We start from the raw sequence: 19,947 nt of genomic DNA, 5'->3' as shown, positions 1-19,947 counted from the left end.
CGGTCATGCGTCGCTCCGATCGGCAGCGATCCGGTCAGCAATCCGCTGTACAGCCTCGAGTTCGCTGCAGCCGTGCTCACGCATGAGCCGGGCACGTTCGGCTTTTTCGTGCTTCTCGGTCATGGCGAGCGCCAGAGAGAGGGGTGGTGGGACGTTCCGGAAGAGCGCTTCCAGGTTATCGGACAGGACCACGCCTTCGACGTATTTGCCGGGCTCCTTGCGGGCGGAGAGGAGCAGACTTCGTTGCTCGGCGGTCAGTTCCTTGAAGCGGGCGATCTGCTCGACCTCTTCCTTGGGCATGACCAGACAGAGCCACCACTCCATCATGTTCAGCATCTTGCGGCTGGCATCGGGGAAGTCAGCGAGATTCTGGGTGGCGATCCAGAACCAGGCGCCGAGTTTTCGCCACATCTTGGTGATCTTCACCACGTAGCGGGCCAGGAGCGGATTGGTGGTGATGATGTGGCCCTCGTCGGTCACGACCAGCGTGGGACGGGCCTCGTGCTGTTCACGCTCCACCAGCGCATTGATGTGGCTCATCATGGAAATGTAGGCCACGGTCAGCTGGTCCTCGTAGCCTTCCCGGGCGAGGATGCCCATCTCGAGGATGGTGACATCGCTTTCCGGCCAGGGGGTGCCGGGGCGGTCGAAGAAGTGTCCGGCAAGGCCTGAGCAGAAGAGCTCCAGGCCATCGGCCATCTCCAGCGCCCGGTGGCGGCGGTGTTCCGGCAGCTCCGGATCCCGGGAGATCCAGCTGAGCGCGGCGACGACGTCTCGGGTCAGGACCTGGTCGGCGCCTGTCGTTCGAACCGATCGCGCTGCCTGGAGGATCGCCTGGCGGATGAGCAGGCGATCGGCGCGGCTCATGCGGGCATCTTCCCGTTCATCGCCGCCGGTGATCATGATGCGCGCGGCGATCTCCATTTCGCCCAGCACGTCCCTGCCGTCGCCCTCCTCCTCGTCCGCGTCCGCCTCGGCAAGATCGAAGCCAGTCTCTGCCGTCCGCAGGACCCCGGGATTGAGGAGTTTCAAGGCATCGGCGAAGGGCGGCAGGCTCACGTCGGTGCCCGGATTCAGGGTGACCTGATTCACGCTCAGGCGCTGGGCGGCGAAATGCTGACCCAGCAGGGAGAACGAGCCGCCAGCCTCGATGATGAAGATCCGCGGGCGGTGGACCGCGGCCATCTGCTGCAGGAGATAGACGAGAAGTGCCGATTTGCCCGCCCCTGTTGGCCCCAGAATCAGCATGTGGGCGTTCTTCTTGCGATCGTCGCGATGCAGGGGATCGAAGGTCAGGGGTTCGGCACCCCGGTTAAAGAACACCAGACCCGGATGATCGGTGCCGCGGGAGCGGCCGTAGACCGGCAGGAGGTTCGCAATATGCCGGGAGAAGATCAGCCGCGAGCGGCGGCTCTTCCGGTCGAGATGGGGATCGTAGGCCATGGGGAGATGGCGGATGTAGCTGTCCAGGGCCAGGAGATCGCCCTCCCGGGTGATGGGCTGAAGACCATTCGGGAGCAGCAGCGCATGGAGTTGATTCAGTCGCAGCTGCAGGGAGGCGAGATCTTCGCCGCGCACGTAGAAGGCGAGACTGCAGGGATAGAGCTTGTTGCCCTGCGCCATCTCCCGCTCGACGGCCTCGGCATCCTCCCGGGTGAGCGCGGCCTCCGCCGAGTCGCCCACCGAGGCGCGTTTCACGATACCGACGTGGCTGCGCACGCTGTCCTGGGGCCGGATGATGAGGGTCATCGCCATGATCGTGTGCTCAGGCAGGCGGTCGAACAGGGAGTAGACCTGGTCGCCCACCGTCCGCTCGGCGGTCATGTGGCCGATCTCGGGCGCCCGGCGCAGTCCCTGGATGCTCACCACGGTGTGCGGCAGCCCGTCGAACCACCAGGTCCCGGTCGCCTCTTCTGAGCGAGGCAGTGACAGCGTCAGGGCTTCGGCGAAGTCGTAGCCGAAGGGCAGATCCCGATCGCCTGGATAGGGAGCGACGTCTACGAGCCGGTCGGCGTCGGCCAGATCGGTTCTTGGGTTGAGCCAGGGCAGGAGCCAGGCATAGAAATCAGACCCTGAAAGCCGTCGCGCCCGGATGCCCGCTGCGGCCAGGGCGGCGACCCATTGGGTGGCGACATCCTGAAGTTCGGCCTCGAGGGACTCCGGGGGTGGGAGTCGGCCTTTGGTGTTGAGCCGGCGGTATAGGACGGCGCGGACCCGGCGGATCTGGCCCTGCCAGGGCGCACCGTTGACGGCCCGGTCGGTGAACAGCCCGCCCGGTTGTGTGATACGCGCGCAGTGGTCCTGGAAAAGGCGCTGGTAGAACTCGCCATAGGACCCGGGTTCGGGGGATGCGTAGCGCCCGAGGGCGTCGATCAGCTCGCCAAGGCTGGGATCGTCCTGGACATAGACCTGCAGGATCCAGGGCGCCTCATCGAGTTCGGGAATGGCCTCTGTAAGGGCGGTCTGGACCGCGTCTCTCAACTCGCTCATGAATGCCGGGGTCCGGGCCTCGGTGCCGACCGGTGTGAGTTCGAAGACCGCGCCGAGGCTTGCCCCGTCCTCCAAAAGAAACGCCTGGGGCTCGGGCAGATACTCGACCCAGGGCAGAAAATCCGTGAAGGTCGGGGGCCGGTCGTAGAGACGTCGGACCTGCTCCCGGTTGACCGGTGGGCGGTCTTCGTCGGACGCTGGCTTTCTGCCCTCGGGATCCGGCGCAAGACTGTGTGCTGTGCGTCCCATCGTCAGCGCCGCCTCACCGGCACTTCCCCCGGAAGCGCGTATTCCACACGCTCGTAGAGCGGGAAGGTCGTCGCGTAGCCAGGTACCGGCACCCGCTCCTCGCCGGCCAGATGAGGAAAGACGTACAGGACGAGGGTGGGATTGGGCAGACGGGGGAAGATCGTATCCAGCTCAGTGTACGCATCGCGGCTGTAGCCGGCGAGATCCGCTTCACCATCGGCCAGGGGACGACCCAGAGTGGTTTCACGGAGGCTGCCGGCGTCGGCCGTGCCCATTCGCTCAAAATGGGCGTCGTAGATCGCCTCCATGAACGGGCCGTCCTGAGGTAGAACCGTGTCTTTGCTGCCGGCGCAGCCGGCGGCGAGGCTAATCCAGACGAGAATGCCGAGATAAAGAATTCGCGGAGTCATGATTCAGTTTCCTTCCGGTGGGCGCGTAGTCGATGGCGAGTTCTCGGTCGACGTGAATGGCCAGCGGCACGCCCGCCGGCACGAAGACCGCATCGAAGCTCTGGGATTGGCGCTCCTGCAGCCACTGGGCGATCGCATCAGCGCCGCCTGCAGCGGTGCGGCCGAGAACGTATTCACCGACATCGCCGGTGACGCTCTGGGTGATGCCGCCGGCGCTGCCGACGACGGTGGTGGTCTCGGCGGCCGCGGCAGCTTCGGACGCGGCCTGCACGGCTTCGATGCCGATGCGTTGGGAGAGGAAGGCGGCGGCATTGCTCTTCCGCTCCCCCGAAATACACGGAATGCCCTGAGCATCCGATATCCAGCCGAGGGGCTCGTTGCGGCCGCCCTCGCTCGCCTTCGCGCTCGGATCGTCGCTCGAGACCGTACGGATCGTGCCGTCGTCGAAGACGAAGGTGACCGATTCCAGGCGGCCGGTGACACAGGACAGGGTCCAGTCGCCGACGGCCGTTCCGCTCCAGATCATGCCGTGGACGCCGGGGACGCGCAGGCCGTTCGCGGCCAGGTTATCCGCGCCGGTAATCACCTTGAACGGCATGGGGTCGCGGATCTGTCCGTTGGTCGGGATCCGGCCGACCAGTGCGGTCATCGCGGTCGAGCCGATGAGGGTGGCGTTCCGCGGGACGGTGTAGACCGGTCGTTCCCGGGCAGACTCGGCCGCCGCATGAATATCTTCCGCTCCTGTCTCGATGCGCTCGCGACCGCGCGTCAGATATCCCGACGCGGTGCCGGTCGCGCGGCTCAGGAGGCCAGTGTCGTCCTCGGTCTGCGCATCCAGCGGCGCGATCCATCGGATCTCCTCTGACGTGGGCGTTGTCGTGCCCAGGTTGTCGAAGCCGAGACCAATGGGGATGTCGCTGCCACTACCGGGTCGACCTCCCTCGCCCACGGCCGCCGCGAGGCGGTCCAGCCGGGCATTCAGTGACTCGAGCACGCTGTCATCGAGTCGGGCCTGGTTCGCCTGGTCCTTATCTCGGGCCAGCATCTCCCGGCGCAGGCGCTGGGCGACGTTCTCCTCCATCTGCTCACGGCTCGCCAAGAGCTTCTCGTTGGCCTTTTTGAGCTGGGCGTTGTCTCGTCGCAGTGATTCCACCTCGGATGTCATGGCCGCCACGTTGGCAGTCAGGGTCTTGATGGTGTCGGCCGGCGTATCGGCGTCCGGCGCCGGTGCGACAGGTACGGTGGCGAGCACCGGTGCGCTGCCCTCGTCTTCCTCGCAGGACCGGAGGGTCACGGCGACGAGGACGAGGAGCACCGTTCCGCCCAGCAGGGGCAACAGCCGATTGCTGACGGCGCGCGGCATCAGAGGGCGACGGCGAAAGGCCGCTCCGAGACCAGATAGAGGACCGTGGTATCCGCCTCGCTACCCTTGGGGTGCAGGCGGTTGTGCTGGAAGGTGGCGGTCAGCCATTCGCCCCGCAGCGTCCGCGGATCGAGGACCACGGGACTGGCGATCTGGTTCCTGACCTGGACGGCCGTCACATAGAGTCCCCCTGCACGCCAGGCAATGAGGGGACGGGTCTCGACTTTGGCGCCACGGATGAGGGGCACGGCGTCGCCAGCTACCGGGACACGGATGACGCCAGGCAGCGACCGGGCGAGACGAGCCGGGGCATAGAACTGCTGCGCCGCGAATCGGGTCAGTGCCACGTAACCATAGCTGACCGGCTCGGTCGCCCGGGGCTCTGCCGCCGCAGGAACAGGTGGGCGGTGGATCTCGATCGGACCCAGGGACCGCTCTGCCGTCGTCGCCGAGAAATCGAGGACATAGGTGGTGCCCTCCTCCAGGGACTGCACCAGTACGCGCATCGCAGGAAATGGGCTGTGCGCGAGCACATAGAGGGTCGCACCGATATTCTGGATGCGGAGACTGCCCTCCAGTCGGCTGGGGATGCCGACGCGGACCGTATCCGGGAGGTGGATGATGCGCTCGACGCCGACCCGGAGCGGTACGGGGATCGGCCGTTTCTGCCAGACGACGCGTTCCGGCGGCGGCGCCTCGGATGCTGAGATCTCGGTCACCGGCGCGATCAACACCGCCAGGGCCAGAACGAGCGTGCCGAACAGGCCGGGAGTCGACTTGTGATCAGGACCCCACATCGAAGCGACCTCCGGCGATGAGTTCTTCTTCGGTCAGGCGACGCGGACCTTCCCCTGCGAATCCATCGAGCGCAAGACCCCAGGGATTGCTCTCGGGGTCGACCGCATGGCGGACCACGCGCAGCGGATAACGAATCGCGGTGCGCTTGACGGTCATGCCCTTCACGGACTCGAGGAGCTCGAGATCGAGCCAGGCGACCCAGGCGTCATCAGACAGCACCTCCACCCGACGGTCCTCATAGGTATGGCCGGGCAGTGCCTGTACTGCGCGGACGCGGTAGGCCAGTTCCCCGCGACGGCCCTTTTGCTCGAGTTCGGCCATCAGATCCGCCCGATAACGGGGTGTCAGATAGGCCGAGACCCTGAAGATGGCCTCTCCGTAGTCACTGGCGCCGTCTTCGGGCCAACGATTCAGCTGCTGGAAGATGTAATAGGCGAAGGTGTAGACGTTGGCCGGCGGGATTTCCCGGATCGCGAGCACGGAACCCGAGCGGAGATCTGGCGGAATATGGACGGTGAGACGCTCCGGAGCCTGACTCCAGCCGAACCACAGTGCGCCGATGATCGCGACCTGGATCACAATGACCGCCCACAGGGATCGCAGATGCAACCGCACATTATCGATCTCGTGGCGATAGCGGCGCATGGGCGCTCCTGCCGATATCCCAGCGCCCGCCCCGTCGCACGTAGGGACAGCGCTTCACGCCCCGGGCGTCGAGCCAGAGGGCGAGACGCTGCTGGTAGTAGCCATCGGGGCGGTTACGCTTCAGGCGCTGGAAGACCGTGGCCGTCGCGACGACCGTCCCCACAATGCCGATCCCGGCGAGGCCGAAGCCCATGGTCACAGCACCCGCGAATGCGGCGACGGCGAGGCTCACGGGCAGCCAGATCAGTGCGGCGAGCCCCACGATCATGCCGAGCTCGCTCGACGAGCAACCCTTGAAGATCGCGGGCTCCGCATTGAGCCGCTCCGCCAGAATCTCTCGATCCGCCACGGGACTAGATGACTCCGGCAGCTTCAGTCAGGAGATAGCTCGCGAAGATCAGGACGACAGCGCCCACGATCCCCAGCACACCGACTTCCGCCCACTCCGCCTTGCCCTGGCGTGCCTCGTTGAACTTGGCGAATGCCAGGTAGGCGACCCAGAGGAAGCCGAGGATGGCGATGGCAAGGCCTAGGACGATACCGCCGTCTCTGATATAGCCCTCGATCAGGCCGATCCAGTCACCGGCGGCGGGAGCCGTGCTGGGGGCGACCGGCGTCGGGAGATCGGCTCGCGCCGAGGTGAAAACGGACAGGCCAAGCAGTCCGGCGATGGCTACCGCCCGGCTACGTAGATACTCACGCATAGATGAACTCCGAGAATGTGCGGTTGCCCGCGGCTGTTGGAATACCGGCGAACCGGCAGTAAACGGTGAGGTACTCACCGGAGATAGAACCCGAGTACGAGGAGGAGGATGCTCGCCCGGAGTACCGCCCACACGAGATCGAACAGCGCGATCTGCCCGCCCTGCCAGGCTCGGAAGGAACCGAGGGTGATCCAGATGACCCAGACGAAGATGAGCGTGAGGACAATCCCCGCAATCGCGGTCAGCACGACGCCGTGGGGAGCGCCGGAGCCCGCCTGAAATGCCGCCGCCTGTTCCGGTGACATTGGCTGGCCTCACTGGCGGTAGTCACCGCGCAGAGGCGGAACGGGACGGGGCTCCGCGCTGGGGGCTTCCAGGTGGTCCTCTATACCTCGCTGGATCTTGTCGAGATCCTGGCGGAGCCAGTCGTAGCGAAAGCGGATCCGGGCATTCGGAGACGCTTGGGCCTCAGCCTCTTCGATGAGCGGCTCCAGGGCCTCGATCTCGTGGATCAGCCGTGCGAGAGCGCCTCGCTCGACGTATGTGCCCGCATCACCCCAAATCGGCCAGAAGGCGGCTACAGTGAGCGCAAGAACTGCGGCCGACGGTAAAGTCAGGGTCGATAAACAGTTGGAACCGTGCATGGAGCGCATCCTCGCGCTCCGGGGCGTCCCCGTCGATGAACAATCTGATCAGAATTCGGTGGAATTCTCGCTTGATATATTCCACCGACGAAGTCGCCAGATGGCTTCTAGCACCATAGCGAATAACAGCCGCGAAGCCCAGTTACGGCACCGACTACGTCCGCGGTCGTTACACAACGCGGCCGAAATACAGCCACTCGTCAGAATTTACGTACGTGAAGCTGAGGCAGACTGTGCCGCCCTCATCACTCACAGTTTCCTTCTGACAGTCCCGAAACGGGTATACCAATAGATCTCGCATTCCCCCGCTCATAGAGTATCGCCTCGCCGCTCACCGTGTAGACAGCGGCGACCCTAACTTGCGGGAGCAACGATGCCAATCGCGCTGCCATATGCCGTGCCCCCCGATTCCTTTCCAATACCAACGGCTTTGACGGTATGGGTGGCGCTACAAACTGACTTATGTCCGTTATAGAGAGTGTTACGGCATCGACCAAATGAAACCCATCATGGCAATCCGACGTGGGGTGAGCGCAATGCCCAAGCAGACGAGCAGACTCGCCTACCGATGCCGTTGGAAGCCGCTCCACACATTCGTCCTGCGTCAATGAATGCACGGGCAACGCGTCACGCTCGTTATAGAACAGCAGCCCAACTCCAGCAAAACCGCCACGGTCCCGTGCATCAACTAGAGAGAGAACTGCACGAAGCCACGATTCAATCTCGTTCACTTATCCACCCTGTAGTGCGCTTCGTGCTTCGTCGAAGGAAGAGAACAATTTGGCAACCCTACGTTCAAGCACTACAGTTCCTCGCGTCTCTCGATCTGTCCAGTAGTGACCTTCCAATCGCTCTTGTCTTACTTCGTGCACGTCGATCAAGAGCGCACCGTGATGAATCGAACTTTGCTTACCTTGATACTCGATCTTCGGGTAATTGCGATAGACCGCCGACAGTTGAAACAACCCATCTGGCTCAGTTTCTATCGCATGCGCAACCAATGCTGATCGTGATTTTTCCGTAAAGAGGCGCATGCTTAGACTGGTTAACGTCTGCCGTACGACCATGTACGCTTCGATCGGCGGGACCCTCTCGTTTGTCTCTGGATCGATCCAGTCGCTGTGCAAAGTCGCCGCCCAGCTTCCCTGAAGGTACGGTCGGTTTACCAGCCATCCTCTGAATATCGACCATCGCCAGAGATAAGAGTCGAAGAGCCAAATGCCTCCGTAAAGAAGCGCGACTGTCGTGCCGAGGGTAGTGGCTACACCGGCTATCGACAGAGATTTTCCCTGAATCAACAGCCCAAGCAACGTGAGCCCCGCTCCTAGAATGACAATTAGCCACAATTCTGTGCGTGTTAGCATGATAGAAACCTACTTAGCCAGCTCCTCGAGCAATATTGTAGCCTCCGAACCTTAAGGGTCTGCACGATGTCTCTCGAACAGCAGCTTAGCAGTTGGACAGGTCCGTCAAGCGACAGCGAGAAAGAGAAACAAGAGCGTACCGAACGTATGGTGCGGGAAGCCATCAATGGCCATGCGCCCTTTGAGGAGTGCGCTCTTCGGGTGTACGCAAAAGGATCGTATGCCAACAATACCAACGTCCGTTCGGACAGCGATGTAGATATCGCAGTCGAATGCACGAACGCAACTTACTGGGAGGAGGCCAGCAAGGGGCTTCACACTCCACGCGGCATTTACGCCGGCCCATGGACACCTCGCAAACTCCGCGAGGAGCTGACGGCTGCATTAGTGGCCAAATTTGGGAGCGAAGTAGATACTTCAGGCTCAACAGCGCTACGTGTGCATTCAAATACGGCCCGCATTGATGCAGATATAGTCCCTTGCTTCAGCTACGAATACTACTTTGCGGAGGAAGAGTGCAGAGCTGGCACCAAGATATTCAAGAAAGATCAATCTGAGGTTGTGAACTATCCGGCGCAACAGCTCGCTAATGGCGCGGCAAAGAACCGAAGGACCGGCTACAAGTATAAGAAGGTCGTTCGAATATTAAAAAGAGTCGGTAATTCGGTGGCCGAGACGGCCTCGCATGACGCTCTTCCGTCCTACTTCATCGAGTGCCTCGCCTACAATTGCCCAGACCGCCTCTACAACGAGCCAACTTGGACGGAAACCGTGCGTGCAGTCTTGCTATACGTTTGGAACCAGCTGGAGGGAGAAGAGCCGACTGACCCGGATAATCGGTGGCGAGAGGTCAATGAGTGCTTTTATCTGTTTCACCCTGAACAATCGTGGGCGCGGGTCGACGGTCGCCAATTCGCGCAAGCCGTCTGGAATTACCTTGGTCTAAGGTAAAGCTCCGGCTTCTATCCGGTAGAACTTCGCCACATGTCGGCTGTGGCTCCAAGCTTATTCTACCTATTACCGAACCGAGTGCGTAAAACAGTGGCGCGAAACCGGCTCACGCGATCTGTCTCGTCGCGTCACTACGATCATCCGCGAACGGGGAGAAGCCACCGATATCATCGTTCCGCTCATTGAGGAGGTGGAGCGTAACGCGGAAATCGAGCGAAAGAGTTGGAAAGAGTGGCATCAGCAGTGGAAACGTGAACAGGAAGAGAAGCGCATCGCCAAGGCACTGCAGGACAGCAAGACCGAGTTGCAAACCATTATTGATAGCTGGTCCGCACCGAAAAGCCCAGGTGCCTTCTTTGCCGATGCGGAGGATCGGATTAGCAAGCTGCCGGCCCCGGATCGTGAACCCCTGATGGCACGGCTACAGCGGGCGCGAGAGCTGATTGGGAACACCGATGCTCTGGGTCGACTAGCATCGTGGCGCACACCCGAGGAAAGATGAGCCCGTGCTATGGCCGCCTACAGGTATTTCTTGAAGCTCCGGGCCGAGACGGCAACCGTGATGGCAAACAGCACGGCCAGGGGAATCACCACGAGGCTCGGGTGGATGGTAACCGGCGTTGCCAAATAGGCCACCCACGCGAACACCCAGAGCGGTAGCGCCGAGCGCTTCGCCCAGTGATAGATAAAAGAGCTTTCCCGGCCGCCGCCCCAGCGTCGGAGATCGCGCTGCACGAGGCCATCGACCAGAGCGACGAGGCTTAGCAGCAGGAACACTGGCATCGAGAGCGTAAGCACGGCCAGACGGGCAACGAACACCTGAGTGACCTGCAGCGCTGCCACCACATAGTCCACCAACGGCGATAGGAAGGGCCTGAGACTGCCCGCCTGTTTGTTGGCAGCGTTCGGCGGACGCCGCAGCCACTCGAGGAAGTCGGCCAGTCCCGACTGTTCATACAGAACGCGCCGAGCCGCCTGTATGCCTGCAAGCGCGAAGGCAGGCGGATCGGAGGACACGAGACTCTGCCGGAAATCCGTTTCGAGGTAAGCGAGTTCCGCCTGGAGCATGTCTCGGCTGTGCTGGAGGCCCTCCTCCGGCCACCAGAAGGTCATGCCGATCCACTCCGCGACGATCGAGAACATGAGAGAGAAAGCGAGCCATTTCAGGCCTTGTGCCGCCAACCGGAGTGCTCTTGGGAGCAGCCCTTGTCGGACCTCGGCCCGTCGTGGGTCGTTCGCGGTCCGCTTCATGGCAACTGATGCGGTGCCTTGGTCCGGCTCGGCTCGGCATACCACCAAGTCTCCGGCGTGCGATACCAGTGCTCACCGGTCGTATAGCTCCGCTCCATCTCGGCGGCGATGCAGGACAGACTCTGCGGAAGGCCGGCGTCGCGCCGCGTATCGGGCAGCGGCATACGGATCTTCCAAAGTCCTCCGCCTTCGAGCAGGGCGAAGGCCTGACCTTTCGGCAGCCGAATGATATCGGCCGGGCTCAGCATCGGCACCTCGGAGACGCTGATACGATCCTCGTTCCGGGACCGGAAGTCCACGCCGGACTCCGGATCGGATGAATCGTCCACGCCGGAGACACTCATCAGGCTGAAGACCTCCACATTCGGCAGCTGAGCGGTCAGCATCTCGGCCGTCGCGAGCTCCTTCACGCGGAGCATGACCAGGGTGTTGAAGTTGCCGGCGACCTGCCCGGCTCGGGCCCGGCTGCCGATCCGTGCCTCCACGTCGGACCAGGTCTGGGTATAGGCCGTCACCTGAAAACCCGCACCGCCGGCCTTGTTCAGGAGGGGCACGAATTCGTCGCCGATCAGCTCGTTGAACTCATCGGCGTGGAGGGAGACGGTCGGTAGCTCGATCGAACCCTGATCGCCAGGTTCTCCCGGCTCGGAGAGTCCGTGTTTGTAGATATGGCCGGCGACGGAGACCAGGTCCGCGAACATGGAATTCCCCACCGCCGTTGCCACGGTGGTGTCAGTCAGCGCGTCCAGCCCGATATAGACGATCCCCTTCCGGCGGATCATGTCCAGCCACTCAAATATCGGTCGCGGATCGGTCTCGGCCAGGTAGTCCGGTGAGATGAGCTCGGCAATATTGCCGGTGGTGAGCTTCTCCATGAGGGGACCGACGGAGCTGACGATCTTGTCGAAATAAGTCTTGTCGTATTTGAAGGCGGACAGCAGGCCGTCCAGGACCGGATCGTAGACGTCGAGCGTCTGCAGGTAGCGCATGAGCCCGATCGCCGCCCGATGGCGGCCCTTGAGCGCCGCCGGCAGATTGCGTTCGCTCACCTTCTCGGCGAACTCGGCGACCTTGTCGCGCCAGCCCTCGGCCGCGTGCTCCTCGAGATAGGCTTCGGTGTATTCGATGAACAGCGGCTCGATATCGTTGATGTAGCGCCTGATCTGGTGGTAGTCGGGCCGTCGGCCCAAGGTCACCAGCGCACGGGCGATGATATTCACAAAACGCCAGGCGAACTCCTTGAAGGCGGCGGAGTTGCCCTCGCTCGGCAGCTGGTTCGCGATCCGGGTCGCGACCTCCGTGATCCGGGAGAAGTTGCCGATGGCGTTGTAGCGGGCTGATATCTCCGGGTATCCGAGGTGAAAAAGGTAGAACTCCCCTGCCCTGCCGGCCCGTTTCGCCTCCGCATGGACTCGGCGGAGGAGATCCGCATCGCCCTTGGGATCGAAGACGATCACCGTGTCGCCGCGGCGGATGTCCTGGGCAATCAGGACCTCGGCCAGGCGTGTCTTGCCGACCCGGGTCGTGCCAAGCACCAGCGTGTGTCCCACCCGCTCGCGGAGATCCATCCAGACGTCTCCTTCGTCGGGCTCCACCGCGTGGAGCGCCGGTGTCCCGCCGACTGGCGGCAGGGGCCGGAGCGGATTCCACCAGGCATCTCTTCGCATGAGCGCCGCCGCATAGCGGAGTATTGGTTTGGCCTCCCAGGCCACTTCCTTCTGGCGCGCCCAGCGGTAGAGCCATCCGGGCTGAATGTAGTCCTGGACTTCCGGACGGATGGTGTCCCGGAGACGCTGGGTATGCTTCTGAGTCCAGCGGAAGCCTCGCCCGAGGAACAGCTTATGGCGGCTCACGGGTATACGCTCCGGACGAAGGCGGTAGATCGGGAGACGTTTCAGGTTTCGCTGGTAGCGGATAACCCGCCAGCCCTGACGGGCACGGACCCAGGCCAGTGCGAAAAGCACAGCCGCCGCGCCGTACGCGACACCCGGCGGCATCATCAGGGCCCAGGGCGCCAGGATGGCGATCGTGCCGGTGGCCGCCGCGGTCGCCGCCGACCAGAGCTCCACGGGCGGGCGCAGGAGCGCCTCCACAGGGTGACCGGTCATTGCTGGATGCCGTGCCGGGAAATGAGCACCGGGATATGCCGGAGACCGTAGATGCGGGCGATATCCGTGCCGCTTGCCGGTAGCAGCGGAATCCCTCCGGCCAGATCGGCCAGGGTTTCCAGATCCGCCACGCTCTCCGCCTGGACGATCAGGCCGATGGCATCGGACTTTATGAGACGATCCCGGTTTCGGACGAGCCAGTGTCGGGAACGCTCATCAGCGCCGATCAGAAACAGTGGCCGGACGGGTGTCGCCGCCGGAGACAATGGCCAGGGCCGAGGCTCGACCGTTCCAGGCGTCAATTCGGGCGTACGAACGGGCAGCAGCGCTTCCAGGTCGGCTGCGCCGAGCTCCTCATGGGCCAGCGGAGCCGCGGGCTTCGGTGCGGCCTCCTCGAACGGCGCCAGATAGGGAGCCAGAGGCTCAGTCTCGCCATTGTCGTAGATGACGATCAGCCTGCTCTCCGTCGCATCGGCGAGCGCGGCCATGGCCAGCAATAGAACTGCCCACGCACAGCGTGTCATCCGGCGCTCTCGGTCGGCTGGAGCGTCTTCCAATGTCTCCGCACCCGTTCCTGGTAACGTTGCGCGCGCAGCGCATGGTTCGGGGCGTGATAGCAGCCGACGGCCGCCCACCAGTCACGGCGCTCGCGGTAGCAGCGCACCAGAATAGCGGCCGCTACTTTCAGATTTCGGTAGGGATCGAGGGCCGCCTCCGGCGAGCGGAGAGTTTTGCCATGATAGCGCCAGTTCACCTGCATCAGACCGATGTCGACCGAGTCTTTACCGCGCGAGAGAGCTTCCTGCAGGGCCGCCGCGGCCGTGTTTCGTGTGGGGTAGTAGCCGCCCTCGCCGTGGACGTTCAGGGTCCAGGGCCAGGGACGAGCGATACCCTGGCGTTCGATGTAGCGTCCACTCTCAGTCAGCGCCATGGCGTAGAAGATCTTCGGCGGAATGCCATGGGCGGTGGCGACCTGCCGGTAGCCGGGCGGTACGGCGGTATCCGCGCCGGCGGAGCTGGTGAAGAACGCTGCCCCCATGACGAAGGCGGGCCAGAGACGACGTTTCACAAGGCGCTGCCCGGCAGGGGCGTGACCGACTCACCACGGCGGCGCATCAGGTAAGGCAGCTCCGGCTGATCGCCGCTCAGTCGCTCCAGCGCTCCCGCCTCGAAGTTCAGGGTCACCTCCCGGGTCCTGACCCAAGCGGGGTCGATGCCCTGGCGGGCGGCCCAGTTACGGATAGCGCCCTCCTCCCCAGGCCCGAATTCACTGAGATAGAGATCGATACCTGCGACCTCGCCTCGTTTCGCGAGAACGCGCTTGAGAACCGCCTCGCAGGCCGCGCAGTCCGGACGGAGGAAGAGGAGTATCCGGTCGGTTGGCTCCAGCATTGGCGTCTTCGTGACTCTGGCGGGCAGCCATGCCCGCTCGATGAGCGACTCTTCGGGGAAAAGGCGCTCGTAGGCGGCATCGTAGGCGCGCTGGAAGGCGAGGATGCGCTCGGCGTCTTCCCGCATCAGGATCGCCCAGCGCTCGGCGTACCGCTTTCGCTCCGCCTCGTCCCGGGCGTGGATCCCTAAGACCTCGATTGGAGACAGGTTGTCGGGGCTCACGCTGCCGCGGATGCCTGCCATGAGTGCCCGGTATCGTTTCCACTCAGTGGGGGTCAGATCCCAGGTCTCGGCCCGAGCCCGCTCGGTGGCGGTCAGATCGCTCCAGGTGACCGAAGATGCGGCCTCGCTGGTCGCTCCTACATCAGATTCCGCGGCTCGTGCGGGACTCAGGCTGAGGGTTGCTGAGACGATGACGCTAACTATGGCCATGCCGGCGCAACTGCCCATGGATCAGTCCTCATCCGGACAGACGGAGTCGGCCTCGGAGCCAAAGGGAATAGTCAGGTCGCGGCACTGCCGGCCGGGCGATGCGCAGGACGCCGGCATGGACACCGGGGCTTTGCGGACCTCGGATGAACATTGAGTCGTGTTTTGGGGTTCGTTCGCCGGGCCCTGGCCTCGCAGGCCGCCGGCGATGAGTGCGATCAGGACAAGCGCGGCGAAAATGCTACCCATAGCGCTTACTCCTGTAGTTCGCGTTCGAAGGAGACGAGCCGGTGGACGGGATCCTCGATCAGGATCCAGGCGGGACCGGCCAGCACGGCCAGAATCTCCCGCCGCGGCAGCGGCCCGATCGTGCGGTGAGCTTCGGGAAGCGGCAGCGCGAGCAGGATCTCGCGCTGGGGATCGGCGTTGTCCTCGGCGGCAAGACGGTAGCCGGAAGGCGCCAGCGTCGCCTCCAGCGCCTCGCCGATCCGGGTCACGGTGTCGTCGAATCGCTCGGTGACGATCTCAGACAGTGGGTCCTGTTGGGCGCTGGTCGGCGCCAGGGGGAGAGTCGAGTAGCGTGCGACCGTGACCTCCTCAGCACGGGCTGCGCCACCTGCGACGACCAGCAATCCCAACAGGACCGCGACCGGGTGTAGGGAGACGGGGATAAAGAAATGGGTTCGGTTCTTCATGAGGATCGATCCGGTGATCAGTGACTGCGGATGATCCTCTTCGATTCACCGGGACTCCGGAACGGAAAATCCCGGCGATGTTGGACGGGTTTTCTTGCGTCTGCAGGAGACCCGCCGCGGAGCTCCACATAACAAATCACGCCCCACAATAAATTCCGACGATCTGCTCTCGCTCGTGCCCCAATTCCCGGCTGATGATTGCTCTGGCCTCCCGGTCGATCCGCCGCTCCTCCCGGGATAGCGCCTGGCTGCGGGGCCCGCCGGCAGCCGGCGCGTCCCAGCCGGTGAGCTCCCGGTAGCGGCGCTGGGCATAGGCGTGGCGAAGCCCATGCATGCGGGAGAGGCCCGCATCGGCGGTGTAGCGCTCATAGCGGCGGACCTGCTGGCGGTAGCTCAGATGATCCGGTATCAGGGAGCCCGTGCCGACGCTCTGGTGTAATCGGTTGAGCAGCGCTCGCTGCTCCTGGGTCCGGATCGGGACCTCCCGGGCCTTGCCGCCCTTGGTCCAGCTCGCCTTCAGGAGCAGGTGATCGCACTGGTCCGCATAGCTCGGCCGGAACTTGATCGCCTCCTCACGCCGCAGACCGAAGGCCTGTTGTAACTCGAGGCTCCATCGGACGTGAGTGTCCGGGATCTGCTCGAGATCACCCGTGGTGACGGACCGTGCTTTCGATTCGTTGGTAATGAACCGCCGAGCCGGGATGCCGTAGTCCTCGTTGCTACGGTGGACGACGTGGCGCCGGTCTACCTTGGCCGCCCACCAGCGCAGCGCGCACATACGGTTCTTAAGCGTGGCCGGGGCAAGTCCCTCCTCCTGCCAGCGCTCGACCAGGGCCCGGACGTGCTTGGGCCTGAGGGTGCGTGCCCCCATCCGCCGGAATCCGAGTTCCTGCAGCTGATCGGCGATCAACGTCAGGATTCGCTCGCGCGCCGCCTGGGTCCGGTAGCTACCGTCCCGGTTGTTGCGGCACATCTCTTTCAGCTGGTAGTTCAGGTCCTTCATCGTGTGCAAACTCTGGTAAGCGTTTCTGACCCACCGGATGGCCGTAACCATTCCGCGTCTGCTCGCGCAGTACGGGTCTCGGGACACTGGGCCCGGTCAACCTGAATATGCCTGGCTGCAGGCAACGCCGGTTCTTCTCCGGAGGAGAATCGGTCCGGCGTGGACCAGCTGACCCCCGCGGGCCAGTTTCTAACGGGAATACCTCCTTATTGCTGAATGCGATGGGTATCGCGGGTTGGGAAATTGCTCTCGTGCCGACGGAATCGCCGGCCGGTGAGCACCATTGAACGGGAACCGGAGTTCCCTGAAAAAGCCTGAGTCGGCATTTGGAAAAGGATCGACGAGCCTTGGCTCGTGGCGTCTTCACGATCCGGGACGCCTTTGCCACGTTACCGCCGTGGCGTGCGGATAATGCGTCGACGGAGGCCAGTTTAGGGGTCCGTCCCTCACCCGTCCCTCAGAAATCCCGCCCGAAGCCCGCGCGAATACAGGGGACGCCGCCCGCGTCCCTACCCGGCGATGCCTCGGTAGGGACACGGGCGGCTTCCTTAGACGGCACCCTCCACGCTCGCGACCCTGCCCTCGCGCCCGGCTCACAGGGGCCCACAGGCACTGCGGCATGCCGCAGTCCCGGCCTTGGCCTCGCGAGAGAGGCGCTCGGCCGTACCGGGCAAGGCCTGTGGACTCTGGGAGCCGGTTCTCTTGGATCGCGCGGTGAATCGCAGTGCGCTGGCCTGATTCGCGCGTGGCTGCGCGGGCGGAGCCTCAGTAGGGTTCGGCCATGGATTTGCTGGCGATCATCTGGCGCTCACGACCACCGGACGAGGACCTCACGTATTTGATCGAGGAGGCGTTTCTTTCCTATCAGATCGACTCTGTGCGCTACACCCTTGCCCTACTCTGGCTCGACCGGAATACTGTTGTCATCCAATAGCAAAGATGCCCGATTGGCCATTTTGATGCGCACAACTGCCGCACTTCTGCTGTGCCTCCTACCGCTGCTGGTATCAGCGGCCGAACTATCCGGGCGCGTGGTCGGCATTGCCGATGGCGATACCTTCACGCTTCTCACCGTAGAGCGCGAACAGGTGAAGATCCGGCTGGCCGAGATTGATGCGCCGGAACGGGGCCAGCCCTATGGCAATCGGGCGAGACAGGTGCTCTCGGAACTCGTGTTCCAAAAAGCCGTGCGCGTCGAGGTACAGACGACCGATCGCTACGGGCGGACCGTGGGACGACCCTACGTTGGGGAGCTGGACGTTTGTGCCGAGATGGTTCGTCGGGGCGCGGCGTGGGTCTATCGACGCTATCTCCGGGATCGATCCCTGCTCGCTCATGAGGAAGCGGCACGGGAGGCTGAGCGCGGACTGTGGGGTTTGAGCGAGGCCCGCAACGTGCCGCCCTGGGAGTGGCGTCGTTCCGGCAACCAGGAATCGGCCCCCAGTGGCTGCAATATCAAAGGCAATATCGGCAAGGGCGGCGCACGCATCTATCACGTACCGGGCTCGTCCTCCTACGGGCCCACCCGCATCGACGAATCCAAGGGCGAGCGCTGGTTCTGCTCCGAGGAAGAAGCCCGGGCGGCCGGCTGGCGGGCGCCCCGGTAGGACGCTCAGACCTGCGACGGCGCTCTTCGCATCAACCGATAAAAGGGTCGGCCGCCAGGCGGACCGCGAGATTCTGGCGCTCGCGATCCGGACCCTGGCGACCGCATATCGTCACCCCAAAAGCCTTGCCTAGTCGAACCAGCCCTCGGCGGCGAGACGGGACCAGATGATGCGAACGGCCTCACCGCCTTCCTTCGCGACGCGCTCAAAGTTATCCGCCACGAATCGCCCATCCAGTACCTGAATGTTGCCGTCGGTCATCACGAGCTTCGTTGAGAGCCCGTGGGCATAGAGCAGATTATTGAGCGGCTCCGGCGGCAGCGCGCCGGTCCCGACCAGGGGCCCTGTCACATCGATACCGACCAGATCGGCCTTCGCACCCGGTGCGATGCGGCCGATGTCCTCGCGCCGGAGTCCATCGGCTGCCACAGTCGTCGCGCCTTTGATCGCATCCCACATGCTCGGGCGCTGCAACGGGATGGGACTCGTCCCCGCGATCAGCGAGTGCCTCGCCTGACCGTAGAGCACGGCGAGCTTGAGGTTCTCGAGATAGTCGTTCGAGTGGGTGTCGATACCGATGTTGACGTTCATCCCGGCTGCCAGTGCCTCAGGGTATGGCTGGGTGCCGCCGCCGGCGCCGCCCGCGGACGGGCAGTGCGAATAGACGGCACCGCCGGCGTTCAGGATCGGCGGATCGACGGCGAAATCGAGCCCCGACATATGGGCTCCGAAGAACGGGCCGTCGTAGAAGCCGAACTCTCGACACCAGGCGGCGGGGGTCATACCCCAGAGCCGCTTCACCGTCTCGGTCTCCCGTGACGACTGCGAGAGGTGAATGTGGATGCCGTTGCCGAGCTCCGCCGCGCCGTCCGCATAGGCCTGCATGGTCTCAGGGGTTTGTGTGTCGGTTGCGTGCGGTGTCATCTGCGGCAGGAGCCGCCCCTCTTCGGCGCCGTTGATACTCCGTGCGAACTGAAGATTGGCTTCGATTTCAGCAAGTGTGCCCGGGACCGAGTCGAACAGCGCCTGATCGTTGGCGCGGAACCAGATCGGGAACAGCCGTGCGATGCCCGGCACCATCCCGCCCGGATAGCCGCGCACGCCCCACTTGCGAGCAACCCGCACGTAGGACTGGGCCTGGCGGAGGCTCAGCGACATCTCGATATGCGTGGTTGAGCCGCCGAGGAGGAGCTCTGCCACGTTGAAGGCGGTCAGCGCATCCATCTCATCATCGGTGAGCGTCTCCACCAGCTCGAGCGGCCGGGCGAAGGATCGACCCATCTCGATGATGCCCCGGGTCGGTGTCGCGCTGCACGCGTGCGTGTGTCCGGTGATAAAGCCGGGTACGACGAACTGCGTCCGCGCGTCGATCTTCGGGAAGCCCCGGATCGGCGAGCGGCTGACTGATTCGATATACCCATCTCGAACCAGTATCGAGACATCGCGCTCGACCGCGAGCTCATCACCCTGATAGACCAGCGCCTGGCCGGCCTCGATGACGAACGCCCTTGCATTGAACCGGCCCTGGCCCCGGCCCGCCGGCGGACCGGCAGATTCCCGGGGGCCGGCGGCGGCCAAGAGCGGAGAGGCAGCCAGAGGTGCCGCCAGTGCCGCCTTGATAAAGCGCCGTCGTCCCTCGGCTTTCGGACCGTCTTCCGTGTCGCGAGACTGTGCGCCGTCGCAGACGAAGCAACCCCCGTGTCCGTGCGAATGATCGTGTTTGTTGGTCATTGTTCTCCCCCTCGTCAGCAAGTCAAGCTGCGGTGGCGACCGGTGAGGATGAGCGTCAATGCTCCCGATCACTGCCATCGCGGATAGGAGAGTCCGTTCGGAGTGAGCGGCCA

General features: G+C 63.8%; 22 protein-coding genes. 4 read left to right on the top strand and 18 right to left on the bottom strand.

The features are described 5' to 3' along the window. Nucleotides 1-3: 3 nt before the first annotated feature. The 10 genes from ACJMK0_RS17810 to ACJMK0_RS17765 form a co-directional block, all read right to left on the bottom strand. On the bottom strand, nt 4-2,739 hold the full coding sequence (locus ACJMK0_RS17810) for a conjugative transfer ATPase (protein ID WP_405240397.1): 2,736 nt from the start codon (nt 2,737-2,739) through the stop codon (nt 4-6). Nucleotides 2,740-2,741: 2 nt separating this feature from the next. Next, a complete protein-coding gene (locus tag ACJMK0_RS17805) occupies nt 2,742-3,149 on the bottom strand; it encodes a TIGR03751 family conjugal transfer lipoprotein (protein WP_405240395.1) in 408 nt (135 codons plus the stop codon). Then, the gene (locus ACJMK0_RS17800) at nt 3,106-4,512 is read right to left on the bottom strand and encodes a TIGR03752 family integrating conjugative element protein (RefSeq protein ID WP_405240393.1); all 1,407 of its coding nucleotides are present in this window, start codon (nt 4,510-4,512) and stop codon (nt 3,106-3,108) included. The genes ACJMK0_RS17805 and ACJMK0_RS17800 overlap by 44 nt, the downstream gene beginning before the upstream one ends. Then, complete coding sequence (locus ACJMK0_RS17795) at nt 4,512-5,309, bottom strand: TIGR03749 family integrating conjugative element protein (RefSeq protein ID WP_405240391.1); 798 nt, start codon at nt 5,307-5,309, stop codon at nt 4,512-4,514. The genes ACJMK0_RS17800 and ACJMK0_RS17795 overlap by 1 nt, the downstream gene beginning before the upstream one ends. After that, a complete protein-coding gene (locus tag ACJMK0_RS17790) occupies nt 5,296-5,955 on the bottom strand; it encodes a PFL_4703 family integrating conjugative element protein (protein WP_405240389.1) in 660 nt (219 codons plus the stop codon). Before ACJMK0_RS17790 ends, ACJMK0_RS17795 begins: the two co-directional genes overlap by 14 nt. Then, nucleotides 5,927-6,286: a TIGR03750 family conjugal transfer protein gene (locus ACJMK0_RS17785; RefSeq protein WP_405240729.1), complete on the bottom strand. Its 360-nt coding sequence runs from the start codon at nt 6,284-6,286 to the stop codon at nt 5,927-5,929. The genes ACJMK0_RS17790 and ACJMK0_RS17785 overlap by 29 nt, the downstream gene beginning before the upstream one ends. A 22-nt stretch (nt 6,287-6,308) precedes the next feature. Further along, nucleotides 6,309-6,659 (bottom strand): TIGR03745 family integrating conjugative element membrane protein, encoded by a 351-nt coding sequence (locus tag ACJMK0_RS17780; RefSeq protein WP_405240387.1) that lies wholly within the window; start codon nt 6,657-6,659, stop codon nt 6,309-6,311. A gap of 74 nt (nt 6,660-6,733) precedes the next feature. Then, entirely contained in the window at nt 6,734-6,964 is a 231-nt protein-coding gene (locus tag ACJMK0_RS17775) for a TIGR03758 family integrating conjugative element protein (protein ID WP_405240385.1), read from the bottom strand. Between the two features lie 9 nt (nt 6,965-6,973). Beyond that, nucleotides 6,974-7,303: an integrative conjugative element protein, RAQPRD family gene (locus tag ACJMK0_RS17770; RefSeq protein ID WP_405240383.1), complete on the bottom strand. Its 330-nt coding sequence runs from the start codon at nt 7,301-7,303 to the stop codon at nt 6,974-6,976. 731 nt (nt 7,304-8,034) lie between these two features. Next, nucleotides 8,035-8,667 carry a Cap15 family cyclic dinucleotide receptor domain-containing protein gene (locus ACJMK0_RS17765; protein ID WP_405240381.1) on the bottom strand — a complete coding sequence of 211 codons (633 nt, stop codon included), beginning with the start codon at nt 8,665-8,667 and terminating at the stop codon, nt 8,035-8,037. A 66-nt stretch (nt 8,668-8,733) separates the two neighbouring features. Here ACJMK0_RS17765 and ACJMK0_RS17760 point away from each other — a divergent pair, with 66 nt between their 5' ends. Continuing rightward, a complete protein-coding gene (locus ACJMK0_RS17760; RefSeq protein ID WP_405240379.1) occupies nt 8,734-9,618 on the top strand; it encodes a nucleotidyltransferase domain-containing protein in 885 nt (294 codons plus the stop codon). Nucleotides 9,619-9,808: 190 nt separating this feature from the next. Continuing rightward, the gene (locus ACJMK0_RS17755; protein ID WP_405240378.1) at nt 9,809-10,120 is read left to right on the top strand and encodes a hypothetical protein; all 312 of its coding nucleotides are present in this window, start codon (nt 9,809-9,811) and stop codon (nt 10,118-10,120) included. A 17-nt stretch (nt 10,121-10,137) separates the two neighbouring features. On the opposite strand, the gene ACJMK0_RS17750 is transcribed toward ACJMK0_RS17755, so the two are convergent. From ACJMK0_RS17750 to ACJMK0_RS17720, 7 genes are all read right to left on the bottom strand, one after another. Further along, entirely contained in the window at nt 10,138-10,869 is a 732-nt protein-coding gene (locus ACJMK0_RS17750; RefSeq protein ID WP_405240376.1) for a TIGR03747 family integrating conjugative element membrane protein, read from the bottom strand. Further along, nucleotides 10,866-12,977, bottom strand: a complete 2,112-nt coding sequence (traD, locus tag ACJMK0_RS17745) for a type IV conjugative transfer system coupling protein TraD (protein WP_405240374.1) — start codon at nt 12,975-12,977, stop codon at nt 10,866-10,868. Before traD ends, ACJMK0_RS17750 begins: the two co-directional genes overlap by 4 nt. After that, a complete protein-coding gene (locus tag ACJMK0_RS17740) occupies nt 12,974-13,501 on the bottom strand; it encodes a PFL_4695 family integrating conjugative element protein (RefSeq protein WP_405240373.1) in 528 nt (175 codons plus the stop codon). The genes traD and ACJMK0_RS17740 overlap by 4 nt, the downstream gene beginning before the upstream one ends. Continuing rightward, nucleotides 13,498-14,046 carry a lytic transglycosylase domain-containing protein gene (locus ACJMK0_RS17735; protein ID WP_405240371.1) on the bottom strand — a complete coding sequence of 183 codons (549 nt, stop codon included), beginning with the start codon at nt 14,044-14,046 and terminating at the stop codon, nt 13,498-13,500. The genes ACJMK0_RS17740 and ACJMK0_RS17735 overlap by 4 nt, the downstream gene beginning before the upstream one ends. Then, the gene (locus ACJMK0_RS17730) at nt 14,043-14,762 is read right to left on the bottom strand and encodes a TIGR03759 family integrating conjugative element protein (protein ID WP_405240728.1); all 720 of its coding nucleotides are present in this window, start codon (nt 14,760-14,762) and stop codon (nt 14,043-14,045) included. Before ACJMK0_RS17730 ends, ACJMK0_RS17735 begins: the two co-directional genes overlap by 4 nt. 290 nt (nt 14,763-15,052) lie before the next feature. Continuing rightward, nucleotides 15,053-15,493, bottom strand: coding sequence for a PFGI-1 class ICE element type IV pilus protein PilL2 (gene pilL2 / locus ACJMK0_RS17725; RefSeq protein WP_405240370.1), 441 nt, complete (start codon nt 15,491-15,493; stop codon nt 15,053-15,055). 136 nt (nt 15,494-15,629) lie between these two features. Then, entirely contained in the window at nt 15,630-16,496 is an 867-nt protein-coding gene (locus ACJMK0_RS17720) for a phage integrase N-terminal domain-containing protein (protein WP_405240368.1), read from the bottom strand. 781 nt (nt 16,497-17,277) lie between these two features. On the opposite strand from ACJMK0_RS17720, the gene ACJMK0_RS17715 reads away from it, so the two are divergent. Both ACJMK0_RS17715 and ACJMK0_RS17710 read left to right on the top strand, forming a co-directional pair. Continuing rightward, nucleotides 17,278-17,430, top strand: a complete 153-nt coding sequence (locus ACJMK0_RS17715) for a hypothetical protein (protein WP_405240366.1) — start codon at nt 17,278-17,280, stop codon at nt 17,428-17,430. 13 nt (nt 17,431-17,443) lie between these two features. Then, nucleotides 17,444-18,103 (top strand): thermonuclease family protein, encoded by a 660-nt coding sequence (locus tag ACJMK0_RS17710; protein WP_405240364.1) that lies wholly within the window; start codon nt 17,444-17,446, stop codon nt 18,101-18,103. Between the two features lie 129 nt (nt 18,104-18,232). Here ACJMK0_RS17710 and ACJMK0_RS17705 read toward each other — a convergent pair whose 3' ends face one another. Further along, the gene (locus ACJMK0_RS17705; RefSeq protein ID WP_405240362.1) at nt 18,233-19,834 is read right to left on the bottom strand and encodes an amidohydrolase family protein; all 1,602 of its coding nucleotides are present in this window, start codon (nt 19,832-19,834) and stop codon (nt 18,233-18,235) included. Between the last annotated feature and the right edge of the window lie 113 nt (nt 19,835-19,947).

It is taken from the genome of Lentisalinibacter orientalis, from assembly GCF_040706535.1.
Classification (GTDB): Bacteria; Pseudomonadota; Gammaproteobacteria; order Steroidobacterales; family Woeseiaceae; genus Lentisalinibacter; species Lentisalinibacter orientalis.
The sequence above is the reverse complement of the archived record's forward strand: the minus strand, read 5'-3'. Positions and strand labels throughout refer to the sequence as shown.

Bases quoted from the DNA above. Each gene is read 5' to 3' on its own strand.
- ACJMK0_RS17810 (WP_405240397.1), bottom strand. From the start codon at position 2,739: ATGGGACGCACAGCACACAGTCTTGCGCCGGATCCCGAGGGCAGAAAG.
- ACJMK0_RS17805 (WP_405240395.1), bottom strand. From the start codon at position 3,149: ATGACTCCGCGAATTCTTTATCTCGGCATTCTCGTCTGGATTAGCCTC.
- ACJMK0_RS17800 (WP_405240393.1), bottom strand. From the start codon at position 4,512: ATGCCGCGCGCCGTCAGCAATCGGCTGTTGCCCCTGCTGGGCGGAACG.
- ACJMK0_RS17795 (WP_405240391.1), bottom strand. From the start codon at position 5,309: ATGTGGGGTCCTGATCACAAGTCGACTCCCGGCCTGTTCGGCACGCTC.
- ACJMK0_RS17790 (WP_405240389.1), bottom strand. From the start codon at position 5,955: ATGCGCCGCTATCGCCACGAGATCGATAATGTGCGGTTGCATCTGCGA.
- ACJMK0_RS17780 (WP_405240387.1), bottom strand. From the start codon at position 6,659: ATGCGTGAGTATCTACGTAGCCGGGCGGTAGCCATCGCCGGACTGCTT.
- ACJMK0_RS17775 (WP_405240385.1), bottom strand. From the start codon at position 6,964: ATGTCACCGGAACAGGCGGCGGCATTTCAGGCGGGCTCCGGCGCTCCC.
- ACJMK0_RS17770 (WP_405240383.1), bottom strand. From the start codon at position 7,303: ATGCACGGTTCCAACTGTTTATCGACCCTGACTTTACCGTCGGCCGCA.
- ACJMK0_RS17765 (WP_405240381.1), bottom strand. From the start codon at position 8,667: ATGCTAACACGCACAGAATTGTGGCTAATTGTCATTCTAGGAGCGGGG.
- ACJMK0_RS17760 (WP_405240379.1), top strand. From the start codon at position 8,734: ATGTCTCTCGAACAGCAGCTTAGCAGTTGGACAGGTCCGTCAAGCGAC.
- ACJMK0_RS17750 (WP_405240376.1), bottom strand. From the start codon at position 10,869: ATGAAGCGGACCGCGAACGACCCACGACGGGCCGAGGTCCGACAAGGG.
- traD (WP_405240374.1), bottom strand. From the start codon at position 12,977: ATGACCGGTCACCCTGTGGAGGCGCTCCTGCGCCCGCCCGTGGAGCTC.
- ACJMK0_RS17740 (WP_405240373.1), bottom strand. From the start codon at position 13,501: ATGACACGCTGTGCGTGGGCAGTTCTATTGCTGGCCATGGCCGCGCTC.
- pilL2 (WP_405240370.1), bottom strand. From the start codon at position 15,493: ATGAAGAACCGAACCCATTTCTTTATCCCCGTCTCCCTACACCCGGTC.
- ACJMK0_RS17720 (WP_405240368.1), bottom strand. From the start codon at position 16,496: ATGAAGGACCTGAACTACCAGCTGAAAGAGATGTGCCGCAACAACCGG.
- ACJMK0_RS17715 (WP_405240366.1), top strand. From the start codon at position 17,278: ATGGATTTGCTGGCGATCATCTGGCGCTCACGACCACCGGACGAGGAC.
- ACJMK0_RS17705 (WP_405240362.1), bottom strand. From the start codon at position 19,834: ATGACCAACAAACACGATCATTCGCACGGACACGGGGGTTGCTTCGTC.